Source organism: Sorangiineae bacterium MSr11954 (genome assembly GCA_037157815.1).
Taxonomy (GTDB): Bacteria; Myxococcota_A; Polyangia; order Polyangiales; family Polyangiaceae; genus Pendulispora; species Pendulispora albinea.
Map to the genome: position 1 here is coordinate 9518270 of CP089984.1, position 24079 is coordinate 9542348.

Consider the following 24079-nt stretch of genomic DNA (forward strand, 5'->3'; position numbering starts at 1 on the left):
GAAGACGATCATCGCGAATAGCCGCGGTTGGCGAAGCGCTGGCTCTCGCCATAGGGGAAGACCTCCTCCTCGTGGCCCTCCCGGATATGCTCCTGGCGCTCGGCCCAGAAGCGCGCGTCGGCGAGCTCGCGGTGCTCGGCCAGGAAAATGTCGCGGGCGCGGCCCTCGGGGAAGAGGAATGTGGGGAATTGCTCGGGGAATACATCGTTTGGCTCGACGGTGAACCAGGGCTCGCCGGACATCTCTTCGTCGTCGTCGCGCGGGGTGGGCATCCGCCGAAAGCGGCAATCGGTGAGGTACGAAATCTCGTCGTAGTCGTAGAAGACCACGCGGCCGTAGCGGGTGACGCCGAAGTTCTTGGTGAGCAGATCGCCGGGGAAGATGTTGGCGCGCGCGAGATCTTTCACGGCCTCGCCGTACTCGCGAATGGCGTCGTGGAGGTGCGGCTCGTCCAGATCTTTGAGGTACACGTCCAGCGGGATGAGGCGGCGCTCGACATAGACGTGCTCGAAGACGATGCGATCGCCGTCGAAGATCACGGACGAAGACGCCAGGCGGGCGATCTCGTCGAGGAGCGATTTGCTGAAACGGTCGCGGGGGAGCGCGACGTGGGTGTACTCCAGGGCGTCGGTCATCCGGCCGACCCGGTCGTGGTGTTTCACGAGCTGGTAGCGATCGAGCACGTTGTTTCGGTCGGTGTCCTTGGGCGGCTCGAACCAATCGCGAATGACTTTGAAGACGCACGGGAGCGACGGCAAGGTGAAGACGAGCATCACCATGCCTTTGGTGCCGGGGGCGAGCACGAACTTGTCCGTGGAGTGTTTGAGGTGCTGCTGCATATCGCGGAAGAAGAGCGTCTTGCCCTGCTTCTGCAGGCCGACCAAGGTGTAGAGATCGGCGCGCGGGCGGCTCGGCACCACCGACTCCAAGAAGGATACGTAGGCGGCCGGCACCTCCATATCGACCATGAAATAGACGTGTGAGAGGCTGAGGACCCGGCCGATGCTCTTGCCGTCGAGGAGCAAGGCGTCGACGAAGATGGAGCCGCCCTCGTCGCGCAGGATGGGGACCACGAACGGGATGAGCGCGTTCCCGTTGATCACGCGCGCGACGATGTAAGCGGCTTTGTTTCGAAAGAAGAGCGAGCGCAGGACCTGGACTTGAAAGTTCGGCTGCCGCTCCCAGCCCTCGGGGAAGTGTTCGGCCACCGCGCGGAGGATGTAGCGAATGTCGCGCTCGAGATCCTGAAACGGGAGCTTGAGGTCGAAGCTCTGGAGGATATGGCGAAAGGTGGAGGCGAGATCGTCCGGGTAGTACGAGCGGTACGTGGGCTCGTCGCCGTCGAGGTGCTCGGTGGAGACGGCGGGGCGCGAGAAGATGTATTCGTTGCGATGGTAACGGCGATCGAGCACCCGGCTGGCGACGGAGTTGTAAAAGGTCTCGGCGCACTCCGGCTGCTTGTGGTCGTGCAGGAGGGCGATGAACGAGGTGCGGATCGATTGCCAGAGGGTGTCGTCGAGGCCGAGATCGGGGAAGCGCTCGGCCAGGGTGATCACCGCCTCGCGGACGCGCTGATCGTACATATCGATGCGCGCGACGGCCGCCGCCCGCCCGCCGGCCCAGTCGGCCCGCTCGAAGCGCTCCTTGGCGCGGCCGGTGGTCTCGCGAAAGAGCCGATAGTGCTTGTCGAACCCGTCGAGGATGGCCCGTGCGATGTAGAAGCTTGCGCTCATCTCCTCCAGATTACCGCGGCTCTCGCCTCGGGAGCAGCGGATGCGGTGCGGGGCGACTATCGTCACACCATGGACCTGAATCTCCTCATCGCCCTCGATACGTTGCTGCGCGAGGGCAGCGTCGCCAAAGCTGCGGCTCGGCTCTCCCTGAGCCCGCCCGCCATGAGCCGCACCCTGACCCGCATTCGCGAGGCGACCGGAGATCCCATTCTCGTCCGCGCCGGCCGCGGCCTGGTGCCGACCCCGCGCGCGGTGGCCATGCAGGACGAGGTGCGCGCGGTGGTGGAGCGGGCGGCGCGTTTGCTCGCGCCGGGTGCGCCCAGCCGGCCCGAGGAGTTCGTCCGCAGCTTTGCGATTCGGGCCAACGACGCGCTCATCTGGAGCCTCGGCGCGCGGTTGATCGCGCGCGCGGCCAAGGAGGCGCCGAAGGTGGTGCTTCGGTTCGTGCCCGAGGGCGACGAGGACGTGGACGCGCTCCGGGACGGCCGGGTCGATCTCGACATCGGCGTGCAAGGTGCGCTGGGACCGGAGATTCGCATGCAACAGCTGAGCGTCGAGCACTCCGTCGCCCTCGTTCGCAAGGAGAACCACCTCGCGTCCGGGCGCGTGACGTCCAAGCGCTTCGCCGCCGCCTCGCACCTCCTCATTTCACGGCGCGGCAAGAGCCATGGGCCCATCGATCGCGAGCTCGCCAAGGAGGGGCTCGCGCGCCACGTGGCCGCGGTGGTGCCGTCGTTCGGGGCGGCGCTCAGCATCGTGTCCACCAGCGATCTGGTGGTGACGGTGCCGGCCGGGGTCGCGGCCACCGCCGCCCGCACCTTCGAGGTGGTCTCCTTTCGGATCCCGCTGGAGCTCGAGTCGCTGGCGTTTGCCATGGCCTGGCACCCGCGCTTCGACGCCGATCCGGCTCACGCGTGGCTTCGCGACGGCGTCCGCGCCTCTTTCCGCGCGCCGAAGTGACGGGAGGGCGCCACGAGCTCGATGACGAAGTCGAGGAAGGCGCGCACCTTGGCGGGCGGCAGCCTGGCCGAGCGATGGTACGCGTGGACCGGGAAGCGCTCGTCGGCCCACTCGGGCAGGAGCTGCACCAAGCGCCCCTCGGCCACGAGATCGCGCGCGAAGAACTCCGAGAGCTGCGCCACGCCGTACCCGCCCGCGCACGACTCCACCAGGCTCACCGCGTCGTTGACCAAGAGGCGGCCGTTCACGGCCACGGGCACGATCTTCTTGCCGCGCTGAAACACCCACTCGAACGCGCGGCCGGTGGAGGGGTTGCGGTACAAGAGGCATTCGTGGTGCGCGATGTCCCGCGGGTGCTCGGGCCAGCCGCGCTTGGCTACGTACTCGGGCGAGGCGCAGGTGATCACGCGCGTCTCGAAGAGCAGGCGGCAGGTGAGGCTCGAGGGCAAAGGCTCGCCGAAGCGCACCGCCACGTCGAAGCCTTCGCCGTCGAGATCGCCCATGCGGTCGCGCACGAAGTAGTCGAGCGAGACCTCGGGGTAGCGGGCCACGAAGGCGCCGATCTGGGGGGCGAGGACGTAGTGCCCGAAGGTGGCGTCGACATTGACGCGCAAGCGCCCGCGCACCCTGGCCTTGGCGCCGGTGGCTTGCGCGGCCGCGTCTTCGATGCCGGAGAGCAACGGGGCCACCTCCTCGTACAGGCGCGCGCCCTCCTCCGTCAGCGCCACCGCGCGGGACGTGCGATGAAAGAGGCGCACGCCCAGCTGCTCCTCGAGGCGCGCCACCGCGCGGCTGACGCCCGACTGCGTGATCCCCAGCGCCTCGGCCGCGCGCACGAAATTACCCGCCTCGACGATCGCCGCCAGGACGCCGAGGCCGTTCACGAACGTGGGATCGATCGACATGATGACTGTGAGTCATTCTTTGTATTCGAACCATGTATTGGAAGCAACGAAGCCGTTCGCCTACATAACGGGGGCCGCGGAGACGCGGTCACGGAGACGTGACGAACCTGCCGGCGCGCAGGGCGAAGCTCAGGAGAACGGTATGTCGAACATTCGTGGAAAAGTGGTGGCGATCACGGGCGCGAGCAGCGGCATCGGCGAGGCGGCCGCGCGCCTCTTGGCCGAGCGCGGGGCCAAGGTCGTGCTCGGTGCGCGGCGCACCGAGCGGCTCGAGACCATCGTTCGAGAGCTCCGGGCGCGCGATCGGGAGGCGGTGCACCAGAGGCTCGACGTCACTGCGCGAGGTGACGTGGAGTCGTTCGTGCGCTTTGCCTGCCAGAGCTTTGGGCGCGTCGATGTCCTGATCAACAACGCCGGGATCATGCCGCTCTCGCCGCTGGAGCAGCGCCACGTGGACGAGTGGGATCGCATGATCGACGTCAATATCAAAGGAGTGCTCTACGGCATCGCGGCGGCGCTCCCGAGGATGAAGGAGCAGGGCGGAGGGCACTTCATCAACGTCTCCTCCATCGCCGCCCACCGCGTGGTGCACACGGCGGCCGTTTACTCGGCCACCAAGTTCGCCGTCAACGCCATCTCCGAGGGGTTGCGCCAGGAGGGCGGCGAGACGATTCGGGTGACCGTGATCTCGCCCGGCCCCACCACGTCGGAGCTGCCGAACACCATTTCGGATCCGGCGACCAAGGCCTTCGTCGAACAGTACCGCAAGGCGATCCTCCCCGCGGAGGCCATCGCTCGGGCCATCGCGTTTGCCGTCGAGCAGCCGGCCGACGTGGACGTCAACGAGATCATCGTGCGGCCGACGGCGCAGGGGTGAAAGGCGGTATCGAAGTTTGAAAAATAGCTGCAGGCCGACCCAGGCGTCTTGGATATTCGAGTATGCCGAAGGTACGCGAACGCCGGGTGCGCTTCGGGTGCAGGCGGACGGGTTCCTGGTGCGAGCGGCTCTAGGCGGTTCTCCCGGGTGATGGCGTCCGAGGACCCGGTTTGCGATGCAGACGGAATATCGCGAGGGTGGGTGCCCTGGAGGTAACGCGCGCGCAGGGGCGCGCCACCTTGGTCGATCTCAACCAACCCCGTTCGGCGTCGGTTTATGACTCGGTGACGTCGAAAACGGACGCAGGCGGCGATTGACATCGAAACGCCAAGACCGAGAATGCCTCATGACGCACGTCGAGGCGGATACCGAGCTTGCGCTGCGAACCTCCATGGTGCGATCCACCGTCGTTCCGGAGCGGCTGGGGCCCTACCGTATTTTGCGCTGCGTGGGCTCAGGTGGAATGGGCGTCGTGTACGAGGCGCTCGACGAGGAGCGCGGCGCCCGGGTGGCCCTCAAAACCCTGCCCGACGTGCAGCCGGGGGCGCTGGCGCGCTTCAAGAAGGAGTACCGCAGCCTCGCCGATCTGACCCACTACAATCTGGCCACGCTGTACGAGCTCATGGCCATCGACGACACCTGGTTTTTCACCATGGAGTTCGTCGATGGGGTGAGCTTCCTGCAATACGTGTGGGGTACGAAAGCGCTCGCGCTTCCTCCCGACGCGGCCGGCATTTCGTTCGACGCGGAGACGCGGCTGCGGGCGGCCTTGCGGCAGCTCGCCGTTGGGGCCTCGGTGCTTCACACGGCCTCCCTCCTCCACTTGGATCTGAAGCCGGCCAACGCGCTGGTCGAGGCGTCGGGGCGCGTGGTGATCCTCGACTTTGGCTTGGTGGAGTCGCTGGAGCGCGGCGCAGCCGGTGAGGAGCAGGCCGGGGTGCTCGTGGGCACGCCGCTCTACGTGTCGCCGGAGCAGGTGCTGGGCGCGCGGCCCACGCCGGCCAGCGATTGGTACGCGGTGGGCACCATTTTGTTCGAGGCGCTGACCGGCACCACGCCGTTCGAGGGCACCGCGCTCAACGTCACCTTGGCGCGCACCTGGGGACCGGCACCGAGCCCGGGCACCCGCCGCGCGGGGCTGCCGCCGGATCTGGTCGATCTGTGCGTGCGCTTGCTCGAGCAGGATCCCGAGCGGCGCGCGGGGGCCAGGGACATCCTCGCGGTCTGCGAAGGGGCGCCGCAGTCGATCCGGACCGGCACCCTGCCCGCCAGCGGGCGCTCGCTCATCGGTCGTGAGAACGAGCTCGCCACCCTTCGCGCGTGGTGCGACGAACCCGAGCGGCCCCTGTGCGTCTTCGTCAAAGGCGCGTCGGGTGTAGGCAAGACGGCGCTGGTGCGCGAGCTCCTCACCGAGATCGAGACGGCCGACACCATGGTGCTCCGCGGGCGCTGCTACGAGCGCGAATCGGTGCCGTACAAGGGCTTCGATGCGCTGGTCGACGCGCTCTGCCGCAAGATCGACGCGCTGCCGTTCGCGGAGCAGCGCGCGCTCTTCGACGCCGACATCCACCACACGGCGCGCATCTTCTCGGTGCTGGAAGATCTCGAGGTCCTGCCGTCGATCCCCGCGCCCATCGGCGGGTACCTGGAGCCGCAGACGTTGCGGCAGCGCGCCTTCGCCGGGCTCAAACGGGTGCTCCGGCACCTGGGCGAGCGCCGGAAGCTGGTGCTCTTCGTCGACGATTTGCATTGGGCCGACGCCGACAGCGCGCACCTTCTGTGCGAGCTGGTGGCCGATCCCGATCCGCCGAACATGCTCGTGCTCGCCGCGTACCGCGATGACGAGGACGAGTACAGCCCGTTCTTGCGCGAGGTGCGCGGGCGCCAGCAGGCGGGCACCTTGCCCTTCACCGAGCGCGAGCTTCACATCGAGCCGCTCGTGCACGACGACGCCGTTCGCTTTGCGCGGGTCTGCTTGGGTCCCGGTGAAAAGGAGGAGCGCGCCGCCGATGTGGCGCGCGAGGCGGCCGGCATCCCCTTCTTCATCGATGCGCTGGCGCGCCATGGAGGGCCCGCGAAGGAACAGGGCGAGTCCCCGGCCCCATCGCTCGATCGCGTCATCGACGCACGCTTGCGCAAGATGCCGGACGATGCGCGCCGCATGCTGCAGGTCGTGGCCATCGCCGCCCGGCCCATCGAGCAGGCGCTGGCCTTTTCGGCCGCTCAGATCCGCGGTGACGCGCACGCCGTGCTCGCCCAGCTTCGCTCGGCGCAATTGCTCCGAACGCGGGGGCTGCGAGGTACCGACATCGTGGAGGTCTATCACGATCGCATTCGGCAGAATGTTGCAGCGTCGCTGCCGAAGACGGCGCTCACCGAGATTCACGGATGGCTCGCCACCTCCCTCGAGGCGGGCCAGCGCACCCCCGCCGATGTATTGGCCTATCACTTGCGAGAAGCCGGGGAGCTTCGTCGTGCCTCCGAGTACGCCGAGCGTGCCGCCGAGCAGGCAGCGACGGCGCTCGCGTTCGAACGTGCGGCGGAGCTCTACGCGAACGCATGGAGCTGGGGCGATCCGATGACCGATCACGCTCGGGAGCTGCAGATACGAAGGGCGCAAGCCTTGTTCAACGCAGGCCGCTGCGGGGAAGCTGCAACCATTTACCTGGCCGCCTCCGAAGGCGCCGCGCCTTTGGAGCGCCGCGAGCTGCGCCGCCTCGCCGCGGAGGCCTATCTCTACGGAGGCCACATCGACGAAGGTCTGGCGGTGGCGCGCACGCTGCTCGACGAAGTCGGGCTCTCCTACCCGCGCTCCCCCGCGTGGGCGGCGGCCAAGACGGTGGCGCAGCTCGTCTACCTTCGGTGGCGCGGGATCGATTTCACGCGTCAAACCGAGACGGGGCTAACGTCCCAGGAGATCTTTCCGACCGATCTCGGCTGGTCGCTCGGGAAGGGCCTCGGCAATGTGCTGCCCTTGGAGGGCACGTACTTCCTCGTGCGCAGCCTCGCCTCCGCGCTGCACCTCGGCGAACCGAAGCGCATCGGCCGGGGCCTCGCGCTGGTGGGCGGCACGGTGCTCGCCCCCTGGCGCATCGGCGCACGCTACATCGAACGGGCGGAAAAGATCGGGCGCGAGACGGACGACCCTTACTTGGCGGGGCTGCCGCGGATCATGCGCGCGCTCGGGCACATCTCGCAGACGGGGCGCTGGAAACTCGCGCTCGAGATGGTCGACGAGGGGGTCGCCATCTTGCGCGAGCGGTCCACGGGGGTGAGCTGGGAGGCGGCGCTCGGCACCGGCATCGCACTCAAGGCGCTGGAGGCGATCGGCGATCTGGGCGAAATCGGCCGGCGGGCGAGCCCCTGGAGCCGCGAGTCGACGGAGCGCGGCGATCTGTTCGCGCAGACCATGTCGGGGCAGTTCGAAGCGCTCGCGCTCATCGCGCAGGGCGACATCGACGGCGCGCGCAAGCAGGACCACCGCATCTTGCTGCGCTGGTCGCGCGGCGGCTACACGGCGCAGCACTTGTACTCGCTCTACCTGCGCATCTATTGCCATTTGTACACGGGCAAACCCGAGAGCGCGTGGGATCTGTTTCACCTCGAGCTGCCGCAGATCGAGCGCGCCTATTTTCTCAAGCTGCCGATCTCGCGGCTGCCGACCTTGCACCTGTGGGCATGCCTGAAGCTCGAGCGCGCCCGCACCCACCGGGGCGAGCGCGATGCGCTGCTCGAAGCGTGCGAGCGCATTCGACGCCGGCTGGCGCGCGAGCAGCGCATGGATGGCCCCGCGCACGCCAAGCTGATCGAGGCGGGCATCACCGCCGGGCGCGGCGAGCGGGAAAAAGCGCGCGACCTGCTCGAGGATTGCCGGGCCGAGTACCGCCGCCTCGATATGCTGCTCGCGGCCGCGTGCACCGAGCGGCGCCTGGGCGAGCTCTCCGGCAAGGACGATCTGTGCGCGGCGGCCGACGCGGAGATGCGCAAGCTGGGCGTGGCCGATCCCACGAGCTTCGTGCACGTGATGGCGCCGCGGTTCAACTGAAGGCGTAGCGCGCGCAATAGCAGAAGTACGCCTTGGCCTCGAGGCGGCCTTCGGGAAACACCGTGAGCTTGATCCCCAGGTCCCGCTGGATCGACACGAGCCACGCGGCGCCGGGGATGTCGACCGTCTCCGTGCCGAGCCACTCCATGGCGGCGCGCGCCTTGGCGGGCTCGCAGGCGCCGCGCTCGATCAGGCGCGCAAATAGGGGCTCCCAGCTCGCCGGCTCCCGGCTTCGGGCCACGGGCTCGTAGAGCATGCCGAGGACGGGGCCGACGCGCTTGCCCAGGTCGAGCTCGACGTTCGTTCCGCTCCGCGGGCCGAGGAGGTCGAGCAAGAGCGCGAGGTGCCGGCGCTCGCCGGGCCAGGCGATCGCGTCGAGCCAGGCGGGGATGGCGGCGTGCGGGACCGACGCATCCATGCGCAGCTCGCTCCGTCCGCGAGGGACGAGCGACGCGGCGGTGGCGACGCGGCCCCCGGGCGGGAGCAGCTGCATGCAGCGGATGTAGGTGGCGAAGGCGTCGGGATCGAGCGCGCCGCTCGCCAAGGTGAGACCTTCGCGCGCCAAGTCGATGAGATCGCGGAGGGGGATCGTGCGGCGCGCGAGCGGGTTGCGATGATCGGGATCGGCGCAGACGAACGCAAACGGAGGTGGATCGCCCGAGTCGGGCCGATCGTACTCGAGCCAGACGTGCGGCATCTCGGCCAATCGGCCGCGCCCTTGGGACCAGGCGTGCAAGAGCGGTTCGAGCGCGCCAAAGGGCGCACGGGGATCGCGCTGCGCGAGCGCGGCGGCGAGCGCGGCGCGGCACCCTTCCCAATCGGCGGCGCAGACGACCAAGTCGACCCGGTCGTCGTCGGGCTGCAAGCGCACCTCGAGCCCGCCCCAGCTGAACGCCGGCGGCAGGCGCGCGGTGAACTTGCCGATGCGCGCCACCGTCTCGGGTGGGACGAGCACCGGCGCGAGGTGCGGGGCAACGAGGCGGAGGAGCTCTTCTTGCGGAAGGATCATAGGAGCACGAAGCGGGGGTGAAAGCAGAGGTACGCTTTGGCCTCGCACGTACCATCGGCGGAGAGCACCAGCTTGATATCGAGCTGGCGCTGCACATTGGTGAGCCAAGGCGCGCCGGGTAAGTCGTAGGTGGCGTCGCCGATCCACCCGAGCGCCGCGCGCCCTTTCTCCGGGCTCGCGAGCCCGCGCGCGACGAGCGATTCGATGAACGCCGACCACCGCGGATCGCGATCGGGCCGGGTGAGCAAAGGAAACTCGAGCGCCAGGGTCGGGCGCACGGCGTCGCCGAGATCGAGCTGCACCGACGCCAGCGGAACGTGCGCGCCGAGCAGCGAAAGAAAGTCGGCGGCGATGGCTTGATCGCCGGGCCAGCCGATGGCCGCCAGCCAGCCTTGCACGGCGAAGGTGGGCACCCCCGCGAGCACGCGCAAATCGCGCGAGCCGCGGTGCGGGATCACGCCCACGTGAACGATCCGCCCGCCCTCGGGGAGCCGCGCGGCGCACGCCGCGAGCCGGTCCATCGCGCCGTCGTTCGCCGGCTCGCCGAGCAGGAGGCCGGCGCCCCGCGCCGCGAGCGCGCGCAGCCGCGAGGGCTCGAGCGGCGTCTCGTGCGCCACGGGGTAGCTGGGGTCGACGCAAAATTGAACGAACGGCGCGCTCGGTCCCTCGGCGAGGAGATCGTGCTCGATCCAGATCAATGGTACGTCCGCGAGCGGACCGTCGGGCTCGACCCACGCCTGCAAGAACGGCGTGATGGGGCCGAATCGATGGGCGCCTCCTTCGAGGGCCCGGCCGAGCGCCCCATCGCCGCCGTGGCGGCGGGACGCGCAAAGGAGCATGTCCACCCGTTCATCCGCGGGCGCGAGTCGGCACTCGAAGATGCCCCAGAAGAAGGCGGCAGGGAGGGTGGAGACGAACGATTCGATGCGCCGCCACGCCGGCGGTGCGATCAGCGAGGGCGGGGCGTGGGCGGCGAGCGCCCCCACCACCGTGCTCGGGGGTGCACCGCCCGCGGCGCCCGACTCCCAACCTTGCGGGAGCAGCGACATAGGTGGAACGTTATCAGCTGGCCTTGGCCGTGAACCCCGACGGCAAGGTGCCGGAGTTGCCGGGCGAGTTGGTCACCACCACGTCGTACGTCGAGGCTTGTTCGAAGACGGCATTGGCGGTGAGCACCGAGTTGCCATTTCGATCGGTGCGCACCTTCACGTGGGTCGCCTGCACCGTTATTGTGGGGGTCTGGAACGACAAGGTGGCGTTCTTGGCGAACAGCGAACCTTTGACGGTGAGCTCGAGGGTGGCCTTCACGGGCCCGCTGTTCGGGGTGCAGGACTTCACCTGAATGCCATGAATCGGCCAGGGGTTCCTTTGGATGGGCGGCTCCTTCACGTCCTCGAGCAGCGCGGTCGCCTCGCGCGTGATGACGTCGAGGATGCCTTTGGTGTCGCGGCTGCGCAGGAGCGCGAGCTTGTCGGACGGGATTCCGTACTCCTGAAAGACGGCCTGCGGATCGGTGGTAAAGCGTTCGACGAGCTCGGGGTCGCGTGAAATGTCGGCGAGCAGATGGAGGAGAGTTCCGCTCGATTGACTCGAATCGGTCTCGTGAGTAGCGCTCATGGTGCTTCTCCTACGAATGGAGGTTGGTCGGGGCTCCGCTAGGGGGGCGTGAGGAAGCTATCGTAAAGGAGGTTTCCGCGCTGCGGATTCCAGGTCGCCTCGATGAGATCGAGCACGGGCGAAGCGCGGTAAATGATGCGAATGTCGGCGCCCGCTTCATAAGGGTCCGCGAGCGAAATCCAATTCTCGCCATTGGCGAACGCCCAGCGGTTCGGCGGCACGATTTGTCCCCCAATCGTCACCGAAACGACCGACGCCACGCGCCGATCCGGCAGGGTGATGACGGCGCCGCGCGCGGGCGGACGCCACGCGTACGGGCGATCGCGCGTGGCGCGGTTTCGCGTGTCGCTCACCGCCAGCCCCTCGGCGACCGCGAGCCCTTGCGGGCCGCCGTCGGTCTTGAAGCTGGGCGCGGGGGCAAAGCCGCCGAGCTGCCCTTGAAAGATCCAAAGCGGCGCGCCGATCACCTCGTCGCCCCACTGGCCAGCGACCAAATCGAGCAGGCCGTCGGCGTTCAAATCCGCGAGCAGCACCTCGGCGCTGAGGCGCGAGGGCTCGGAGGTCCACACGGGGCGGCGGCTGCCCGGCGTGGGCCCCGGACGAAAGAGCACGAAGTCGCTGCCGCACCCCGTATCGCCGGGGAAGCAGCCGCGCGCGGCCGCGAGGGTGAGCCCGGGGCCGATGCCGATGCGCCCCGCGTCGACGAAGGTGACGGGCGCGCGCGTTTGCTCGGAGACCCAGGAGGGCTTCCGGTCGATGGGAATGGCGTTCCCGCGCGGCGGTCCCCCGCGGTACACGAAGGCCGCCTCGCCGGCGATGGCGAAGTCCATCCAGCCATCCTGATCGAGATCGGCGGCGACCACCCCGAGACCGAACACGCGGTTTTCGCTCTTCCAATCGCTGGTGCCGTGCAGCTTTCCGCCTTCGTTCAAATAGATGCGCGTGGGCTCGCGCTCGACCCGCGCAAAGGAGCGGCGGACGGCGTGCGGCCCCTTCTGCACCGGCTCGGTTGCCGGGAGGTTGAAGCCGGGCACCACGAGATCGAGCAGCCCATCGGCGTTGACGTCGGCGAGGGCGTTGTCGAACGTGCCATACCCCTCGGCGATGCGCTGGGACGGGAGGCTCTCGAGCCGCCCTCCCTGATTCATGTAAATTTTGATGCCGCCGCCGCGGGTGAGGCGGCGCTTATCCATCGTCACGGAGACGGCAACGTCGAGGCGCCCGTCGTGGTCGATGTCCCCGAGCGCCACGGCGCCCAGATAGTCGATATCGTCCGAGTACCAATCGGGATAATGGTTGAAGCACGAGGTCTGCTGGGCCGAGCAATGGTTGTAATAAACCATGAGCGGCTGGGGGCTCATATCGTTGCCATTGCCGACAATCATGTCGGGGAGGCCGTCTCCATCGAGGTCGGCAAAAGCCACGCCGGTCGCGAACGAGCCATCCATGGCCGATTCGAACGAGGGCAACGGGCGGTAGACATCGGAAATCGGCTCCGCGGTGTGCGCGCGTGGGCCGGGGCCCGCGGCGCAACCTGCAACCATGGTCAGGATCCCGGCTGCGAGCACCCCCGAGAGGGCACGCTCAACCATCTTCGGTGAGCCCGTCGAGGAGCCGGCCGAACGGAGAGCCCGCGTCGATCCCGAGCGCGCGACAAAACGCTTCGACCCGTTCGAGCTCGCGCCGCAGCACGCGGTGATGGTTCCGGCTCTTGACCTGGGCGTCGCGTCCGAAGAGGCGAAAGGCCTCGTCGCGGCTCTCGAGCTTCTCCGTCGCCGCCGCCAGCACCAGGCCCGGAAACACGCCCGCCAGATCCAGCTCCAGCGGCCTTCCTTGCGCCGCATGACGCTCGGCCTCGCGCACGAACGCCGTCGCCGCCGCGTGGAGCAGCTCGACGAGCGATCGCCCGGGCTCCACGTCTTCGTACGCGAGCGCGCGCGCGAGGTGCGGCTCGTCGACGGTGAGCGTGTGCGGAAGCTCGCCCCCGTGCTCCGCCAAAGCGACCGTGTACGCGCGGCGCATCACATTATCCAGCTGCCGTAGATTTCCGGGCCACGCGTACGCGAGCAGCCGGTGTTCCGCGGCCGGGGTGAGGTTGATCGTGCCATTGGGGACCCGTTCTCCGTGCCGCCGCTCAAGCATGTAGCGTGCCCACGTCGGGATCTCGTCGGGCCGTTCGCTGAGGGATGGGAGACGGACGGGCAGGACGTTGATGCGATAATAAAGGTCCTCCCGAAAGCGTTGCGCGCGCACGGCCGCCTGCAAATTGGCATTCGTGCCCACCACGAAGCGCGCATGGGCGCGTCGCTCGCCGCCGCTGTCGCCGAGGACGCGGTATGCACGGGTCTCCAGCATGTAGAGCAGGCCCGCTTGGGCGCGCATCGACAGCTTGTCGATCTCGTCGATGAACAACGTGCCCTTGCCGGCCCGCTCGACGGCGCCGCCGTGATCGCGCGCGGCGCCCGTAAAGGCGCCTTTGCGCCAGCCGAACAGCTCCGCGAGCTGCAGATCTTCCGGCACCGTCGAGAGGTCGAGCACCTCGAAGGGTCCTTTGCGGTACGGCGAGCGCTCGTGGCACCACCGCGCCAGGCGCGATTTGCCGGTGCCGGTCGCGCCGGACAAGAGGATGGTCTCGTCCTGCTGCGCGAACACCCGCAGCATGCGCACGATACCTTTCATCGCCTGCCCTTGAACGGGCAGCAGCGGATCTTGGTCGTGGGTGACCACCGGCCGAAGCGGCAGGGCCGTAAGGTGCGGCGTCGCGATATCGGCGAGCATGCGCAAACGCGAAGCGCACGCGCGCCAGATGAAGGGTTGCCCCACCGCCGCCCGGCACTCGGCCTCGAGCGAAATCATGCCCTCGATCTCACCGCGGGCCCCCCGCAGCGGGAGCACGAAGACATGGGTGATGCCGCGCTCGAGGAGCCGCTGCCGCGTCTCGCCCGACTCGAGCGAATCCCCTGTCCCGCTCCTCGGCACCGGCGCGTCCTCGCCATCGGCCTCGACCCGCTCGATGCGTCCAAGATTGACGTCGATGGAGGCAGCACAACGATGCTTCGCCACCACGCGCCACGCCGTCATGGAGGGAAGCCGCGTGGACCCCGGCTCGGGCGCGACGGCCTGGTCACTTCCGACCTCCAGCACCACGAGCTGCCGATATCCATCGGATGGCCGTAGATGGACCATTCCTCGCGCAAGCCGAGCTCCTTCGGCGTGGACACTTACGGCCAACACGCCGACGACCTCCGCAAACATCGCTGAAAGCGTGTGTGCGGCGGCCTCCTCGAAGAAGCTCGATGCGTATACCCGCGACAGAAAGGCGTCGATCCCGCCCAAATCCAACACGAAGCCGAGGGTAGCGCCGGTCGTCGAATTCGAACAGCCGCGAAAGCGACCACGTGATGAATGCGCGTCCGTTCAGTCGCCCCCATGCACCCGGCCCGACGCCATGGTCGGAATTGGGCATTGCGAGGTCGACGGACGTCTCCCGGTAACGGGGTGTTCCAGGGAACGAAGTGTTCTCTCCGACGTTCCATTGTCGCGCGATTCTGTTGGTACTCCCCGGAGACAGACTGCGCACGCTTCGTAGTTCGATTGACATCGTCACGTGGGCTGGGGTGTGCGGCGGGCGGATAAGACCGGCAGCTCGTGGATGAGCATCGTCATATGAAGGCTTGCTTGGTGCGGTGGGTGATGTGCCTAAGAACTGATGAGCCACGGGTGGGAGCGATGATTCGCGCGCCGATGACGGAAATAAAGTCCCATCGACATCCGATTGGCGAGCCAATTTAACGGCGTTACATACAAAAAGTCGATTCAACGAACATTGAGCACGCCAATATAATCGGCGTTCGATGAGCTACGATCTGAGCAAACTCGATCCGCGGTCCTTCGAGTCTCTGGTCAATGCGCTTGCCGTACGGGTGCTGGGAGCGGGGCATACCGGATTCGGTCCCGGGGCAGACGGCGGACGCGATGGGTACTTCGAAGGGGAGGCTCCTTACCCGAGCACCGTCGATCGCTGGCGCGGACGGTGGATCATTCAATCGAAATTTCATCCACCGCACCTGTCGAAAAATCCTCAAGCTTGGCTCCTGGAGCAAATAAATGATGAGCTGGAGGCGTTTGGCGCGCTCGATTCGCCCCGCAAGTGGCCGAACGTGTGGATCATCGCGACGAATATCGATCCTAGCGGCGTCCCCCATACGGGGGCGTTCGATCGGGCTCGAGAAGCGGTGAGGCGCAAACGCAAGCCGTTGGCTCGGCGTTTCGATATCTGGGGAGGGGCCAAGATACTCGACTTTCTCGGACAGCACGAAGACATCGCGCACCGGTATGGACACTTCTTGACGCCGGGGCACGTCATTACGGAGCTATACGAGCAGCTGAAGCACACGCGCGCGAGCATCAAGCAGGTCATCGAGCACCTCCTCGTTCGCGGCATCGAGGATCATCGCAATACGCGATTGGATCAGGCCGGATCGTACGAAGACAGGCGGCCCGGAATCCATCGTCTCTATGTCGATTTACCGTTTCACCCTCGGCAGAAGCGACAGCCCGAGAGCGTCGGTGCATGCTTGGCTCGTACCGTAGCGAAGAGTCATCGACACGATCCGCAGGCGCCGACTCACGAACGGTGGCTCGAGTGGCTCCGTCATCCTTCCCGGGCGCCCGTGTGGCTCATCAAAGGGGGTCCGGGCCAGGGCAAATCGACCACTGCGCAGTTTCTTTGCCAAGTACAACGCGCGGCCCTGGTGCTCGCGGATACGTCGCTCGTCGTTGCACCGGATACGCGCGCTCTGGCGGAAGAAATCCGCAGCGAGGCAATGGCGCGCGGCGTCTGGGTCACATCGCCGCGTATTCCCATTTACGTCGAGCTAAAAAACTTCGCCCAATGGTTCTCGGAGCGCCATACAAAGGAACCCAAGGGCATTCTCACGTACATCGCCGGGACACTAGCGCTGGATATTCAGCAAGATGTACCCGTGGGAATGCTCCGAGAGGCCATCGGGATCCGCGGTTGGCTCGTCGTCTTCGACGGGCTCGACGAGGTGCCGGCCGACATCAAGGACGCCGTGGCACGCGAGGTCATTGCGTTCGTTCGCGAGGTCCAAATGTCGGGGGATATTCTCACGCTTTGCACCTCTCGTCCACAGGGCTACGCCGGGGAGTTCGATTCCATGCCGGGATGCGCATCGATTGAGCTGGCGCCGCTCGGGAGAGAGACGGCGCTCGAGTGCGCTAAGTTGGTCATCCAGATCGGGCGCAGCAAGAGCGAATCCGAGAATGCGTACGGCATTCTGCTGGATTCGATGCAATCGTCTGCGATGCAGAATTTGATGACGACGCCACTTCAAGCACACATCATCGCGATCATCGTGCGCAACGGACATCGCCCTCCGGAGCGAAAATGGGACTTGTATCAGCAGTTCTACGAAGTCATGCGAAATCGAGAGGCCAATCGCAACCTACCGGACAAGCGCCTGGCCACGCTATTTCGTCAAGATACGGCGCTGCTAAAACGGGTTCATGACGAAATGGGCTTCGTTCTTCACGCGAGGGCAGAAACTTCGCGTGGTGCGCACTCGACGCTGGAGAAAGGTGTCTTCGAGAAGCTGGTCGAGCAGATAGCCTCGGAGCGGAAGGAGGGCGACGTACGACCGCTTCTGGATACGGTGAAGATAGCGGCTACGGACAGGCTCGTTCTGATCAATACGCCCGACAAAGGGACCGAAGTGCGGTTTGACATCCGACAATTGCAAGAGTTCTTCGCAGCCGAGTTCTTGTACGATGGAGTCGACCCTGACGAGCTACGCGAACGGCTTGCGACGATCGCCAGCGATCCACATTGGCGCGAGGTCATGCATTTCTTGCTGAGCGCGCTCGTTCAAAAGAATCGACGAACGGAGTTGAGTGTAGCCCGAGAGGTGCTGCAGATGCTCGATGACGGCGGCCACGACGACGCCGAACGGACACTCAGCACACGGTTGGCACGTGGAGCGTTACTCGTCGCGAAGCTCCTCGAGGACGGGGTGCTCGAGAGTGACAAGACGGTGCGAAACTTGTTTCGTGAGCGAATCAAGCCACTCGCGGGGCTAGAGGAGATCGGGCAAGGCAGCCCGATCTTGAACATTCGAGCACCAGCGTCCGTTCGATGGCTCACGGATGTCATGCTCGAGTATTTGGAGACGATGGTACCGAGCGAGACGACAGGAGCGGGGCGCGTTCTTTGGCATTATCTGCAAGATGACGATCCTCGCATCGAGAGGGTGGCGGCCGTCTGGCGTCGAAATCCCGAGCAACTGGCTCGCTCGCTCGGCGGCGGCCTGCACATGAGCGAGCTGCGCGCGTGGCAACTATCTGCCCTGCTCGATTTTCTCGCCAACGACTCGATTTTGAACACCGCCGATACGTCTCACGTGTTCGACGTTTGCTACCTCATACGTGGAGCGCTCTACACGTACTCACCTTTGTATCAAGCATTCCGAAGCATGATCGTCGCGAGATATACCGAAGATGCTGCGCAGGCCATTGACGCAGTCTGGACCGAGCGCCCCCACATGCGTGCCGAGAACGAGTACGATACGTTGCGCACATTCGAGAAGCGCCGCACACGCTTGAGTGATGGGGAGCTACCCGAGCTCGTCGCGACCGATTCCGTGACCAAGCTCGGTGGCTTCTTTCGAGTCCTGCGTCTCGCTGTCATTGCAGCCCACTCGCACGCTGCAGAAGACACCGCCGCTCTTTATCGCGCCATCGGACCGTCGTGGCAATGGCTCAACGTTCTACCCGACTGGCTCGAGACTCACTTGCCCATTCCGCCCATGTGGCCGCTCGGTTCGCCGACCATGGCTGCTTCTGCGATCTGCGAGATGACTCCTTCGGAGTGGCAGAGCGCCTCGCAGGATCGGACGAGACCCGAAGTCGTGAGTTGGCGAGGGAGGTTCTCCGAGTTGGGCTATCAAAAACTTCTCGAAAGTCACCCGGAAGTCGCATTCGAGCTATGGGCCGCTCGTGACCACCTTCCTCCAGAAGTGACGGGCAGATCTACTCGGAGGTTCGAAGTTCAGGAAATGATAGAGACCATCGTGGATGGTCTGCGTACGAAGCCATCGCTGGTACACTCGCTAACGGGAAGAGATCTGAGCATCGTCTTGGCGCACGCGAACCCATCGCTTCGATCTCGGCTGGTCACGGAGCTCGCCGGAGCTCGCGTTTCGTTCGGGGGCATCGATGACGGGTCGCCCGTTCCATTCATGCTCTCACTCCCTGAAGAAGCGCCGTTACTCGTCCCTGCGGCAAACGCCATTCTCAGCAGTTATGGCTGGATATCCATCGATGCTCGAGTGTTTTCGAGCTCGACGAACGGCTTCATCCACGAATGTCAAAAACTCGTGGCAGCCTATGTCCCCTCGCTCGATCTCGTTCGCCAAGCGGCAGCCAGCAGGGACGATGAGGTGGCAGGGGCGGCGCTCATTCTATCGATCCTTCATCCGTCGGGCGAGTATCGGTACCTCCTCGAATCCGAGACGCTGCTCCAAACGTTGGCGCACAAGGGCTCCGACGTTCCGATCGCGGTCGGACACTGTGTGTCCCTGATGCGCTGGGAGGACATTCCCGAAATACGACGGGTCATCAGCGGGCTCATCGCCATCGCGCCGGATGGCTGGCACGACTTAATAGCAGCATGGCGAGAACGCGGGCGCGCACCCGTGACGAGCGCACGGGCCATGGATAAGTGGCTAGGGCACGCCGGCCTGCGGCTCGACGAATGACGAGCCCTCGATCGCGCACGGAGCCGCGCGTGCGCGCTATAAAGGAGACGTGACCTATGTCGTTGGCAGGCGCCCTACCGAAGCGGAAATGGAGGCCGCGCGCGGGCGGAGCATTCCCGACGTCATCGCGCCCAATCTGGCGGTGCTCTTCTGCGGCATCAACCCCGGCCTATGGTCCGGCGCCACAGGTCGCCATTTTGCGCGGCCCGGGAATCGGTTTTGGCCTGCCTTGTATGCGTCGGGCTTTACGCCGCGGCGGTATGCGCCGGGTGAGCAAGAGTCGCTCGTGACCTTCGGACTCGGCATTACGAATGTCGTGGCGCGCGCGACGGCCAGCGCCGATGAGCTCACGCGCGACGAGTACCAGGCGGGCTATGTCACTTTGGCCGCGAAGGTGCGGAGGTACACACCGGTATGGCTCGCCGTCGTCGGCGTCGTGGCCTATCGGTTTGCGTTCGGGCGGCCCAAGGCGGTGGTGGGCAAACAAGACGAGACCATCGGCACGACCCGCATTTGGGTATTGCCCAATCCAAGTGGGCTCAACGCCCATTGGACGCCTGCGGCGCTCGCCGGCGAGTTTGCCCGCCTAAGGCGCGAAGCGGTCGGCGCCCGCCGCGGACCCCGCGCTTGAGTGACGAATTGCCTCGTATCCCGATCACGACACGCCGTCGGGCTGCAACGATTGCGCGATGAGGGCGCCTCTCTCGGACAATCGCGTTACGCACGCAACACGGCAGCGCGCCTAAAGCGCGAAAACATTACCGGGCACGCGCATTGCTCGAATCCCATGCATGATCCACAAAGACGCCCAACTTGCCATGAAGACGCTGCCTGACTTGGGATACGACCGCGTGCGGGCCCATACGGCCCCCGTCGTCAATGCTCGGATCGATCGACAGACCGAGGGCGCCATGCACCGCGCGCTCACCAGCGAGGAAACGGCCGGCACCCGGCTCGCGGAGCTGGATCGCGAGTGGGACATCGATCGTGCGTTGATGGCCTTCGCCGGCGCGGCGGGGTCCGTGTCGCTCTACGCTGGGCGGTTCAAGAATCGGAAATGGTTCTACCTGCTCGGCGTGCAGCTCGGCTTTTTGGTCGCCCACGCCGCGACCGGGTGGTGCCCGCCCGTCGCGCTCTTCCGCCGCATGGGCGTGCGCACCCGCCAGGAGATCGACGCCGAGCGCCAGGCGCTGCAGGCCGTGCTGCGCGAGAAGCTCCTGCCGGCCGGAACGGTCGGCGCCTAGCTCGCGAGCTCACCCAGCTCACCCCGCTCGCTCAGCGCGCCTAGCGAGCCGATCGGACACGAATCTCGGCGAAACATGCCGCGGGAATGCTATTTCCGCATGCCGAGCCGATGTCCACCGATTCCCCTGTGCACGACGAGCAGGACGAGCACCAGCCCCGCGGCAGCTCGCCCATTCAGTTCCCACCGGAGCTGCCGATCTCGGCGCGCGTGTCCGACATCGCGACCGCCATCCACGAGCACCAGGTCGTCATTGTCGCGGGCGCCACGGGCTCCGGAAAAACCACGCAGCTGCCGAAGATCGCGCTGGCGATGGGCCGCGGGCTCGAGCTTCGCATCGGCGTGACGCAGCCTCGGCGCATCGCCGCCACCAGCGTGGCGGCGCGGGTGGCCAGCGAGCTCGGTTCCCCGCTGGGCACCGACGTGGGCTACCAGATTCGCTTCGAGGATCGGACCTCCCCGCGCACGTACGTGAAGTTCATGACGGACGGCATCCTCCTCGCCGAGATCCAAGGCGATCCGCTGCTCCGCCACTACGACACGCTCGTCATCGACGAGGCGCACGAGCGGAGCCTGACCATCGATTTTCTGCTCGGGTGGCTGAAACGCCTGCTCCCCCAGCGGCCCGATTTGAAGGTGATCGTGAGCTCCGCCACCCTGGAGACCGAGCGCTTCTCGGAGTTCTTCGGCGGGGCGCCGGTCATTCAGGTCGAGGGCCGCACCTATCCCGTCGACGTCCTCTACGAGCCGCCGCCCGACGACGTGGACCTCCCCGAGGCGGTCGCCAACGCCGTCGCCAACGTGACCTCGCTCGATCCGCGCGGCGACATCCTGGTCTTCCTGCCCGGCGAACGCGAGATCCGCGAGACGGAGAACGAGCTGCTCGCGCGCGATCTCCGGCACACCGTCGTCCAGCCGCTCTACGCGCGCCTCTCGGCCGCCGAGCAGGCCAAGGTCTTCGCCAGCATCCCCCAACGGCGCGTCATCCTGGCCACCAACGTCGCCGAGACGTCGCTCACCATCCCCGGCATCGTGTATGTCATCGACGCGGGCCTCGCGCGGCTCTCGCGCTACGAACCCCGCTCGGGCACCACGCGCCTGCAGATCGAAGCCATCTCGCAGGCGAGCGCCGATCAACGAAAAGGGCGGTGCGGCCGCGTGCGCGAGGGCATCTGCGTGCGCCTCTACGACGAGCAGAGCTTCGCCGCGCGCCCCGCGTTCACCGATCCGGAGATCAAGCGGACGGGCCTGGCCGGCGTGATCCTGCGCATGAAGGCGCTCGGCCTGGGCGACGTCGAGGACTTCCCCTTCCTCGACCCGCCGCAACCCAAGGCCATCGCCGAAGGGTACCGCGTGCTCGAGGAGCTGGGCGCGCTGGGCCCCAAGCGCGATCTCACCCCGCTCGGCGAGCGCCTCGCGCGTTTCCCGGTCGATCCCCGCATCGGGCGCATGATCCTCGCGGGCTCCGAGCTGGGCTGCCTTCGCGAGGTCCTCGTCATCGCGGCGGCGCTCAACATCCAAGATCCGCGCGAGCGCCCGCGCGACGCGCAGCAAAAAGCCGACGAGCAGCACCGAAAATTTCGCGACGAGCGCTCGGATTTCGTCGGGCTGCTCCGCTTATGGGATTTCGTTCGGGAGGCGGAGCGCAAAGGCAAATCCCATTTGCGCAGGGTCTGCAAAGAGAGCTTTCTATCGTTTCTTCGGATCCGCGAGTGGGGCGAGATTCATCGGCAGCTCACCGAGGTGGTGCGCGACATGCGCATCCCCGCGGAGGCGGGCGCCAAGACCGCGCAGGCGAACGACGAGGCGCTGCACCGGGCGCTCGTCACCGGGCTCCTCTCCAAAATTGGAATGTGGCACCCCGAAAATCGCATCTACATGGGCGCGAAGCAAACCCGATTTGCCATTCATCCCTCTTCGTCGCTGGCGAAGAAGGCGCCCGCGTGGATCATGGCCTTCGAGCTGGTCGAAACGACGCAGCTCTTCGCGCGCACGGCGGCGAAGATCGAGCCCGATTGGCTGCTCGATGCGGCGCCCCATTTGCTGAAACGCAGCTACTCCGATCCGCATTGGTCGGAGAAATCGGCGCGCGCATCGGTGCGGGAGCACGCGACGCTCTTCGGGTTGCCCGTCGCCCGCGATCGCAGCGTGGACTACGCGAGCGTGGCGCCGGCCGAGGCGCGGCGCATGTTCCTCGAGCACGCGCTCGTCCGCGGCGAGTACAAAACCAAGGGCGCCTTCCAGCAAAAGAACGGGGAGCTCCTGGCCGAGGTCGCGCGGCTGCGGGACAAGGCGCGCCGGAGCGACATGTTGGCGGACGACGACGCGCTCCTGGAGTTCTTCGACCGCCGCGTGCCCGAAAACGTAGTGAACGGAAAGACCTTCGAAGCGTGGCGCGAGCAGGCCGAGAAGGCCGACCCAAAGCTCTTGCTCCTCTCCTTGGACGACGTGCTCCAGGGCGAGCAAAACCTCTCGCCCAAAGACTACCCCGAACGAATAAGCCTCCACGGCGCCACCTTGGCCGTCACCTATCGGTTCGATCCATCGGCCGACGACGATGGCATCACCCTCACCGTCCCCCTCGTCCTCTTGCCGCAGCTGGCCCCCGGCGAGCTCGATTGGACCATTCCGGGTTGGCACCAAGAGAAGCTCGCCGCCCTCCTTTACGAGCTCCCGCGATCCATCCGGCGCGATTTGGGCGAAATCCCGGAGCTCGCGCGCGCCTTGGCCTCGCGCACCAAACCGTTCAGCGGTCCGATGATTCCAACCCTGACGCGGGCCATCGCCGACATCACCGGGGTCGATGTTCCGGAGGATGCATTTCGACCCGATATGGTCGCCGCGTACCTGCGTCTCACGTGCCGCGTGGTGGGCGAGGACGGCAAAGTCGTCGCGCAGAGCCGCAATGTCGACGATCTCTTGAAGCAGCATGGCGCGCAGGCGCGCGCCGTTTGGCAAAAGGCCGCCCCCTCGCTCACCTGGGAGCGAAAGGGGCTCACCACCTGGGACTTCAGCGAGCTGCCCCCGTTCATCGTGCAGCGCGTGGCCAAGACGGAGATCCGCAGCTATCCGGCGCTGGTGGATCGCGGCTCGTCGGTGGATCGGGTGCTCCTCGAGTCGTCGGTCGCCGCGGAGGCCGCGTCGCGCGCCGGCATCCGCCGCCTGTTCGTGCTCGGCGCGAAGGGCGCCATCTCCTCCATCGCGCCGCGCATCCCCCCTGCGTTTGCCCGCCCCAACGGCGCCCTGACATCGCGCGCCGAAAACGAAACATTCCGCGAAATGACCTTGATGCGCATCGTGGATATGGCCTTTGGCCTCGGTGAAGATACCCCACTACCGCACCAAAAGAACGAATTCGAACGCATGCTCGCGGCCGGCGCGCCGCGCGTCGCGCCGGTCTTCCGTCTCTTCGCCGACGCCATCGCCGCCGTCGCCTCGGAGCTCGACAAGACCTTGCGCGCGCTCAAAACCGCCTCCAAGCACCCGAGCGGGCGCGCCGCCATCGTCGACATCTACGCGCAGCTCGAGCACCTGTTCCCCGTGGACCTGATGGCCTCGATCACCTTGCCGCGCCTCGAGCACTTTCCGCGCTACCTCCGCGCCGCCCAAGCTCGATTGGGCCGCGCGGTCACCGATCCCCGCAAAGACACGGACAAGCTCGCCCCCTTCGCCCCGCTCTGGTCCAGCTTCCTCGCCAAACGCGCAAGCGCCCGCGATCCCCTCGCGGTGCGCGAGCTTCGATGGGCCTTCGAAGAGCTGCGCGTCGCCATCTTCGCCCCCGAGCTGAAAACGGCCGTTCCCGTATCCATCGCCAAGGTGTCGGCCGCCCTCGCGGCGTTGCGAGCTTGATTCGGCGTTGCGAGCTTGATTCGGCGTTGCGGGCTCGATTCGGCGTAACCGGTCGCCGCCCCCGAA

14 protein-coding genes are annotated in these 24079 nt (G+C 66.6%); 7 read left to right on the plus strand and 7 right to left on the minus strand.

Annotation, left to right across the window (positions count from 1 at the left end; all coding sequences use genetic code 11):
• Positions 1 to 8: 8 nt before the first annotated feature.
• Positions 9 to 1733 (minus strand): bifunctional isocitrate dehydrogenase kinase/phosphatase, encoded by a 1725-nt coding sequence (gene aceK / locus LZC94_37295; GenBank protein WXB13488.1) that lies wholly within the window; start codon positions 1731 to 1733, stop codon positions 9 to 11.
• Between the two features lie 69 nt (positions 1734 to 1802).
• Here aceK and LZC94_37300 point away from each other — a divergent pair, with 69 nt between their 5' ends.
• On the plus strand, positions 1803 to 2693 hold the full coding sequence (locus LZC94_37300; GenBank protein WXB13489.1) for a LysR family transcriptional regulator: 891 nt from the start codon (positions 1803 to 1805) through the stop codon (positions 2691 to 2693).
• Here LZC94_37300 and LZC94_37305 read toward each other — a convergent pair.
• Entirely contained in the window at positions 2642 to 3598 is a 957-nt protein-coding gene (locus LZC94_37305; GenBank protein WXB13490.1) for a LysR family transcriptional regulator, read from the minus strand. The two genes, LZC94_37300 and LZC94_37305, sit on opposite strands and share 52 nt — an antisense overlap.
• Positions 3599 to 3740: 142 nt before the next feature.
• Here LZC94_37305 and LZC94_37310 point away from each other — a divergent pair, with 142 nt between their 5' ends.
• Positions 3741 to 4475 carry an SDR family oxidoreductase gene (locus LZC94_37310; protein WXB13491.1) on the plus strand — a complete coding sequence of 245 codons (735 nt, stop codon included), beginning with the start codon at positions 3741 to 3743 and terminating at the stop codon, positions 4473 to 4475.
• Positions 4476 to 4821: 346 nt separating this feature from the next.
• Positions 4822 to 8520, plus strand: a complete 3699-nt coding sequence (locus LZC94_37315) for an AAA family ATPase (protein WXB13492.1) — start codon at positions 4822 to 4824, stop codon at positions 8518 to 8520.
• Here the strand turns inward: LZC94_37315 and LZC94_37320 are convergent.
• Genes LZC94_37320 through LZC94_37340 form a run of 5 tightly spaced genes read right to left on the minus strand, consistent with a single transcriptional unit; the run spans position 8513 to position 14332 of the window.
• A complete protein-coding gene (locus LZC94_37320; protein WXB13493.1) occupies positions 8513 to 9529 on the minus strand; it encodes a hypothetical protein in 1017 nt (338 codons plus the stop codon). The two genes, LZC94_37315 and LZC94_37320, sit on opposite strands and share 8 nt — an antisense overlap.
• Complete coding sequence (locus tag LZC94_37325) at positions 9526 to 10578, minus strand: hypothetical protein (protein WXB13494.1); 1053 nt, start codon at positions 10576 to 10578, stop codon at positions 9526 to 9528. Before LZC94_37325 ends, LZC94_37320 begins: the two co-directional genes overlap by 4 nt.
• A 13-nt stretch (positions 10579 to 10591) precedes the next feature.
• Positions 10592 to 11146 carry a hypothetical protein gene (locus tag LZC94_37330; GenBank protein WXB13495.1) on the minus strand — a complete coding sequence of 185 codons (555 nt, stop codon included), beginning with the start codon at positions 11144 to 11146 and terminating at the stop codon, positions 10592 to 10594.
• Positions 11147 to 11184: 38 nt separating this feature from the next.
• Positions 11185 to 12738, minus strand: coding sequence for a VCBS repeat-containing protein (locus LZC94_37335; protein ID WXB13496.1), 1554 nt, complete (start codon positions 12736 to 12738; stop codon positions 11185 to 11187).
• A complete protein-coding gene (locus LZC94_37340; GenBank protein ID WXB13497.1) occupies positions 12731 to 14332 on the minus strand; it encodes a sigma 54-interacting transcriptional regulator in 1602 nt (533 codons plus the stop codon). Before LZC94_37340 ends, LZC94_37335 begins: the two co-directional genes overlap by 8 nt.
• A 974-nt stretch (positions 14333 to 15306) precedes the next feature.
• Between LZC94_37340 and LZC94_37345 the strand changes: the two genes are divergently transcribed.
• The 4 genes from LZC94_37345 (at position 15307) to hrpA (ending at position 24013) form a co-directional block, all read left to right on the plus strand.
• Positions 15307 to 18921, plus strand: a complete 3615-nt coding sequence (locus LZC94_37345) for a hypothetical protein (protein WXB13498.1) — start codon at positions 15307 to 15309, stop codon at positions 18919 to 18921.
• A gap of 112 nt (positions 18922 to 19033) precedes the next feature.
• Positions 19034 to 19552: a G/U mismatch-specific DNA glycosylase gene (gene mug, locus LZC94_37350; GenBank protein WXB20296.1), complete on the plus strand. Its 519-nt coding sequence runs from the start codon at positions 19034 to 19036 to the stop codon at positions 19550 to 19552.
• Between the two features lie 187 nt (positions 19553 to 19739).
• On the plus strand, positions 19740 to 20165 hold the full coding sequence (locus LZC94_37355; GenBank protein ID WXB13499.1) for a DUF2892 domain-containing protein: 426 nt from the start codon (positions 19740 to 19742) through the stop codon (positions 20163 to 20165).
• A gap of 110 nt (positions 20166 to 20275) precedes the next feature.
• Entirely contained in the window at positions 20276 to 24013 is a 3738-nt protein-coding gene (gene hrpA / locus LZC94_37360) for an ATP-dependent RNA helicase HrpA (protein ID WXB13500.1), read from the plus strand.
• The last annotated feature ends 66 nt before the right edge of the window (positions 24014 to 24079 follow it).

What these genes read in the sequence shown, in the direction of transcription:
- aceK (WXB13488.1), bottom strand. Translation starts at nt 1,733, where the DNA reads ATGAGCGCAAGCTTCTACATCGCACGGGCCATCCTCGACGGGTTCGAC.
- LZC94_37300 (WXB13489.1), top strand. Translation starts at nt 1,803, where the DNA reads ATGGACCTGAATCTCCTCATCGCCCTCGATACGTTGCTGCGCGAGGGC.
- LZC94_37305 (WXB13490.1), bottom strand. Translation starts at nt 3,598, where the DNA reads ATGTCGATCGATCCCACGTTCGTGAACGGCCTCGGCGTCCTGGCGGCG.
- LZC94_37310 (WXB13491.1), top strand. Translation starts at nt 3,741, where the DNA reads ATGTCGAACATTCGTGGAAAAGTGGTGGCGATCACGGGCGCGAGCAGC.
- LZC94_37315 (WXB13492.1), top strand. Translation starts at nt 4,822, where the DNA reads ATGACGCACGTCGAGGCGGATACCGAGCTTGCGCTGCGAACCTCCATG.
- LZC94_37320 (WXB13493.1), bottom strand. Translation starts at nt 9,529, where the DNA reads ATGATCCTTCCGCAAGAAGAGCTCCTCCGCCTCGTTGCCCCGCACCTC.
- LZC94_37325 (WXB13494.1), bottom strand. Translation starts at nt 10,578, where the DNA reads ATGTCGCTGCTCCCGCAAGGTTGGGAGTCGGGCGCCGCGGGCGGTGCA.
- LZC94_37330 (WXB13495.1), bottom strand. Translation starts at nt 11,146, where the DNA reads ATGAGCGCTACTCACGAGACCGATTCGAGTCAATCGAGCGGAACTCTC.
- LZC94_37335 (WXB13496.1), bottom strand. Translation starts at nt 12,738, where the DNA reads ATGGTTGAGCGTGCCCTCTCGGGGGTGCTCGCAGCCGGGATCCTGACC.
- LZC94_37340 (WXB13497.1), bottom strand. Translation starts at nt 14,332, where the DNA reads ATGGTCCATCTACGGCCATCCGATGGATATCGGCAGCTCGTGGTGCTG.
- LZC94_37355 (WXB13499.1), top strand. Translation starts at nt 19,740, where the DNA reads ATGAAGACGCTGCCTGACTTGGGATACGACCGCGTGCGGGCCCATACG.
- hrpA (WXB13500.1), top strand. Translation starts at nt 20,276, where the DNA reads ATGTCCACCGATTCCCCTGTGCACGACGAGCAGGACGAGCACCAGCCC.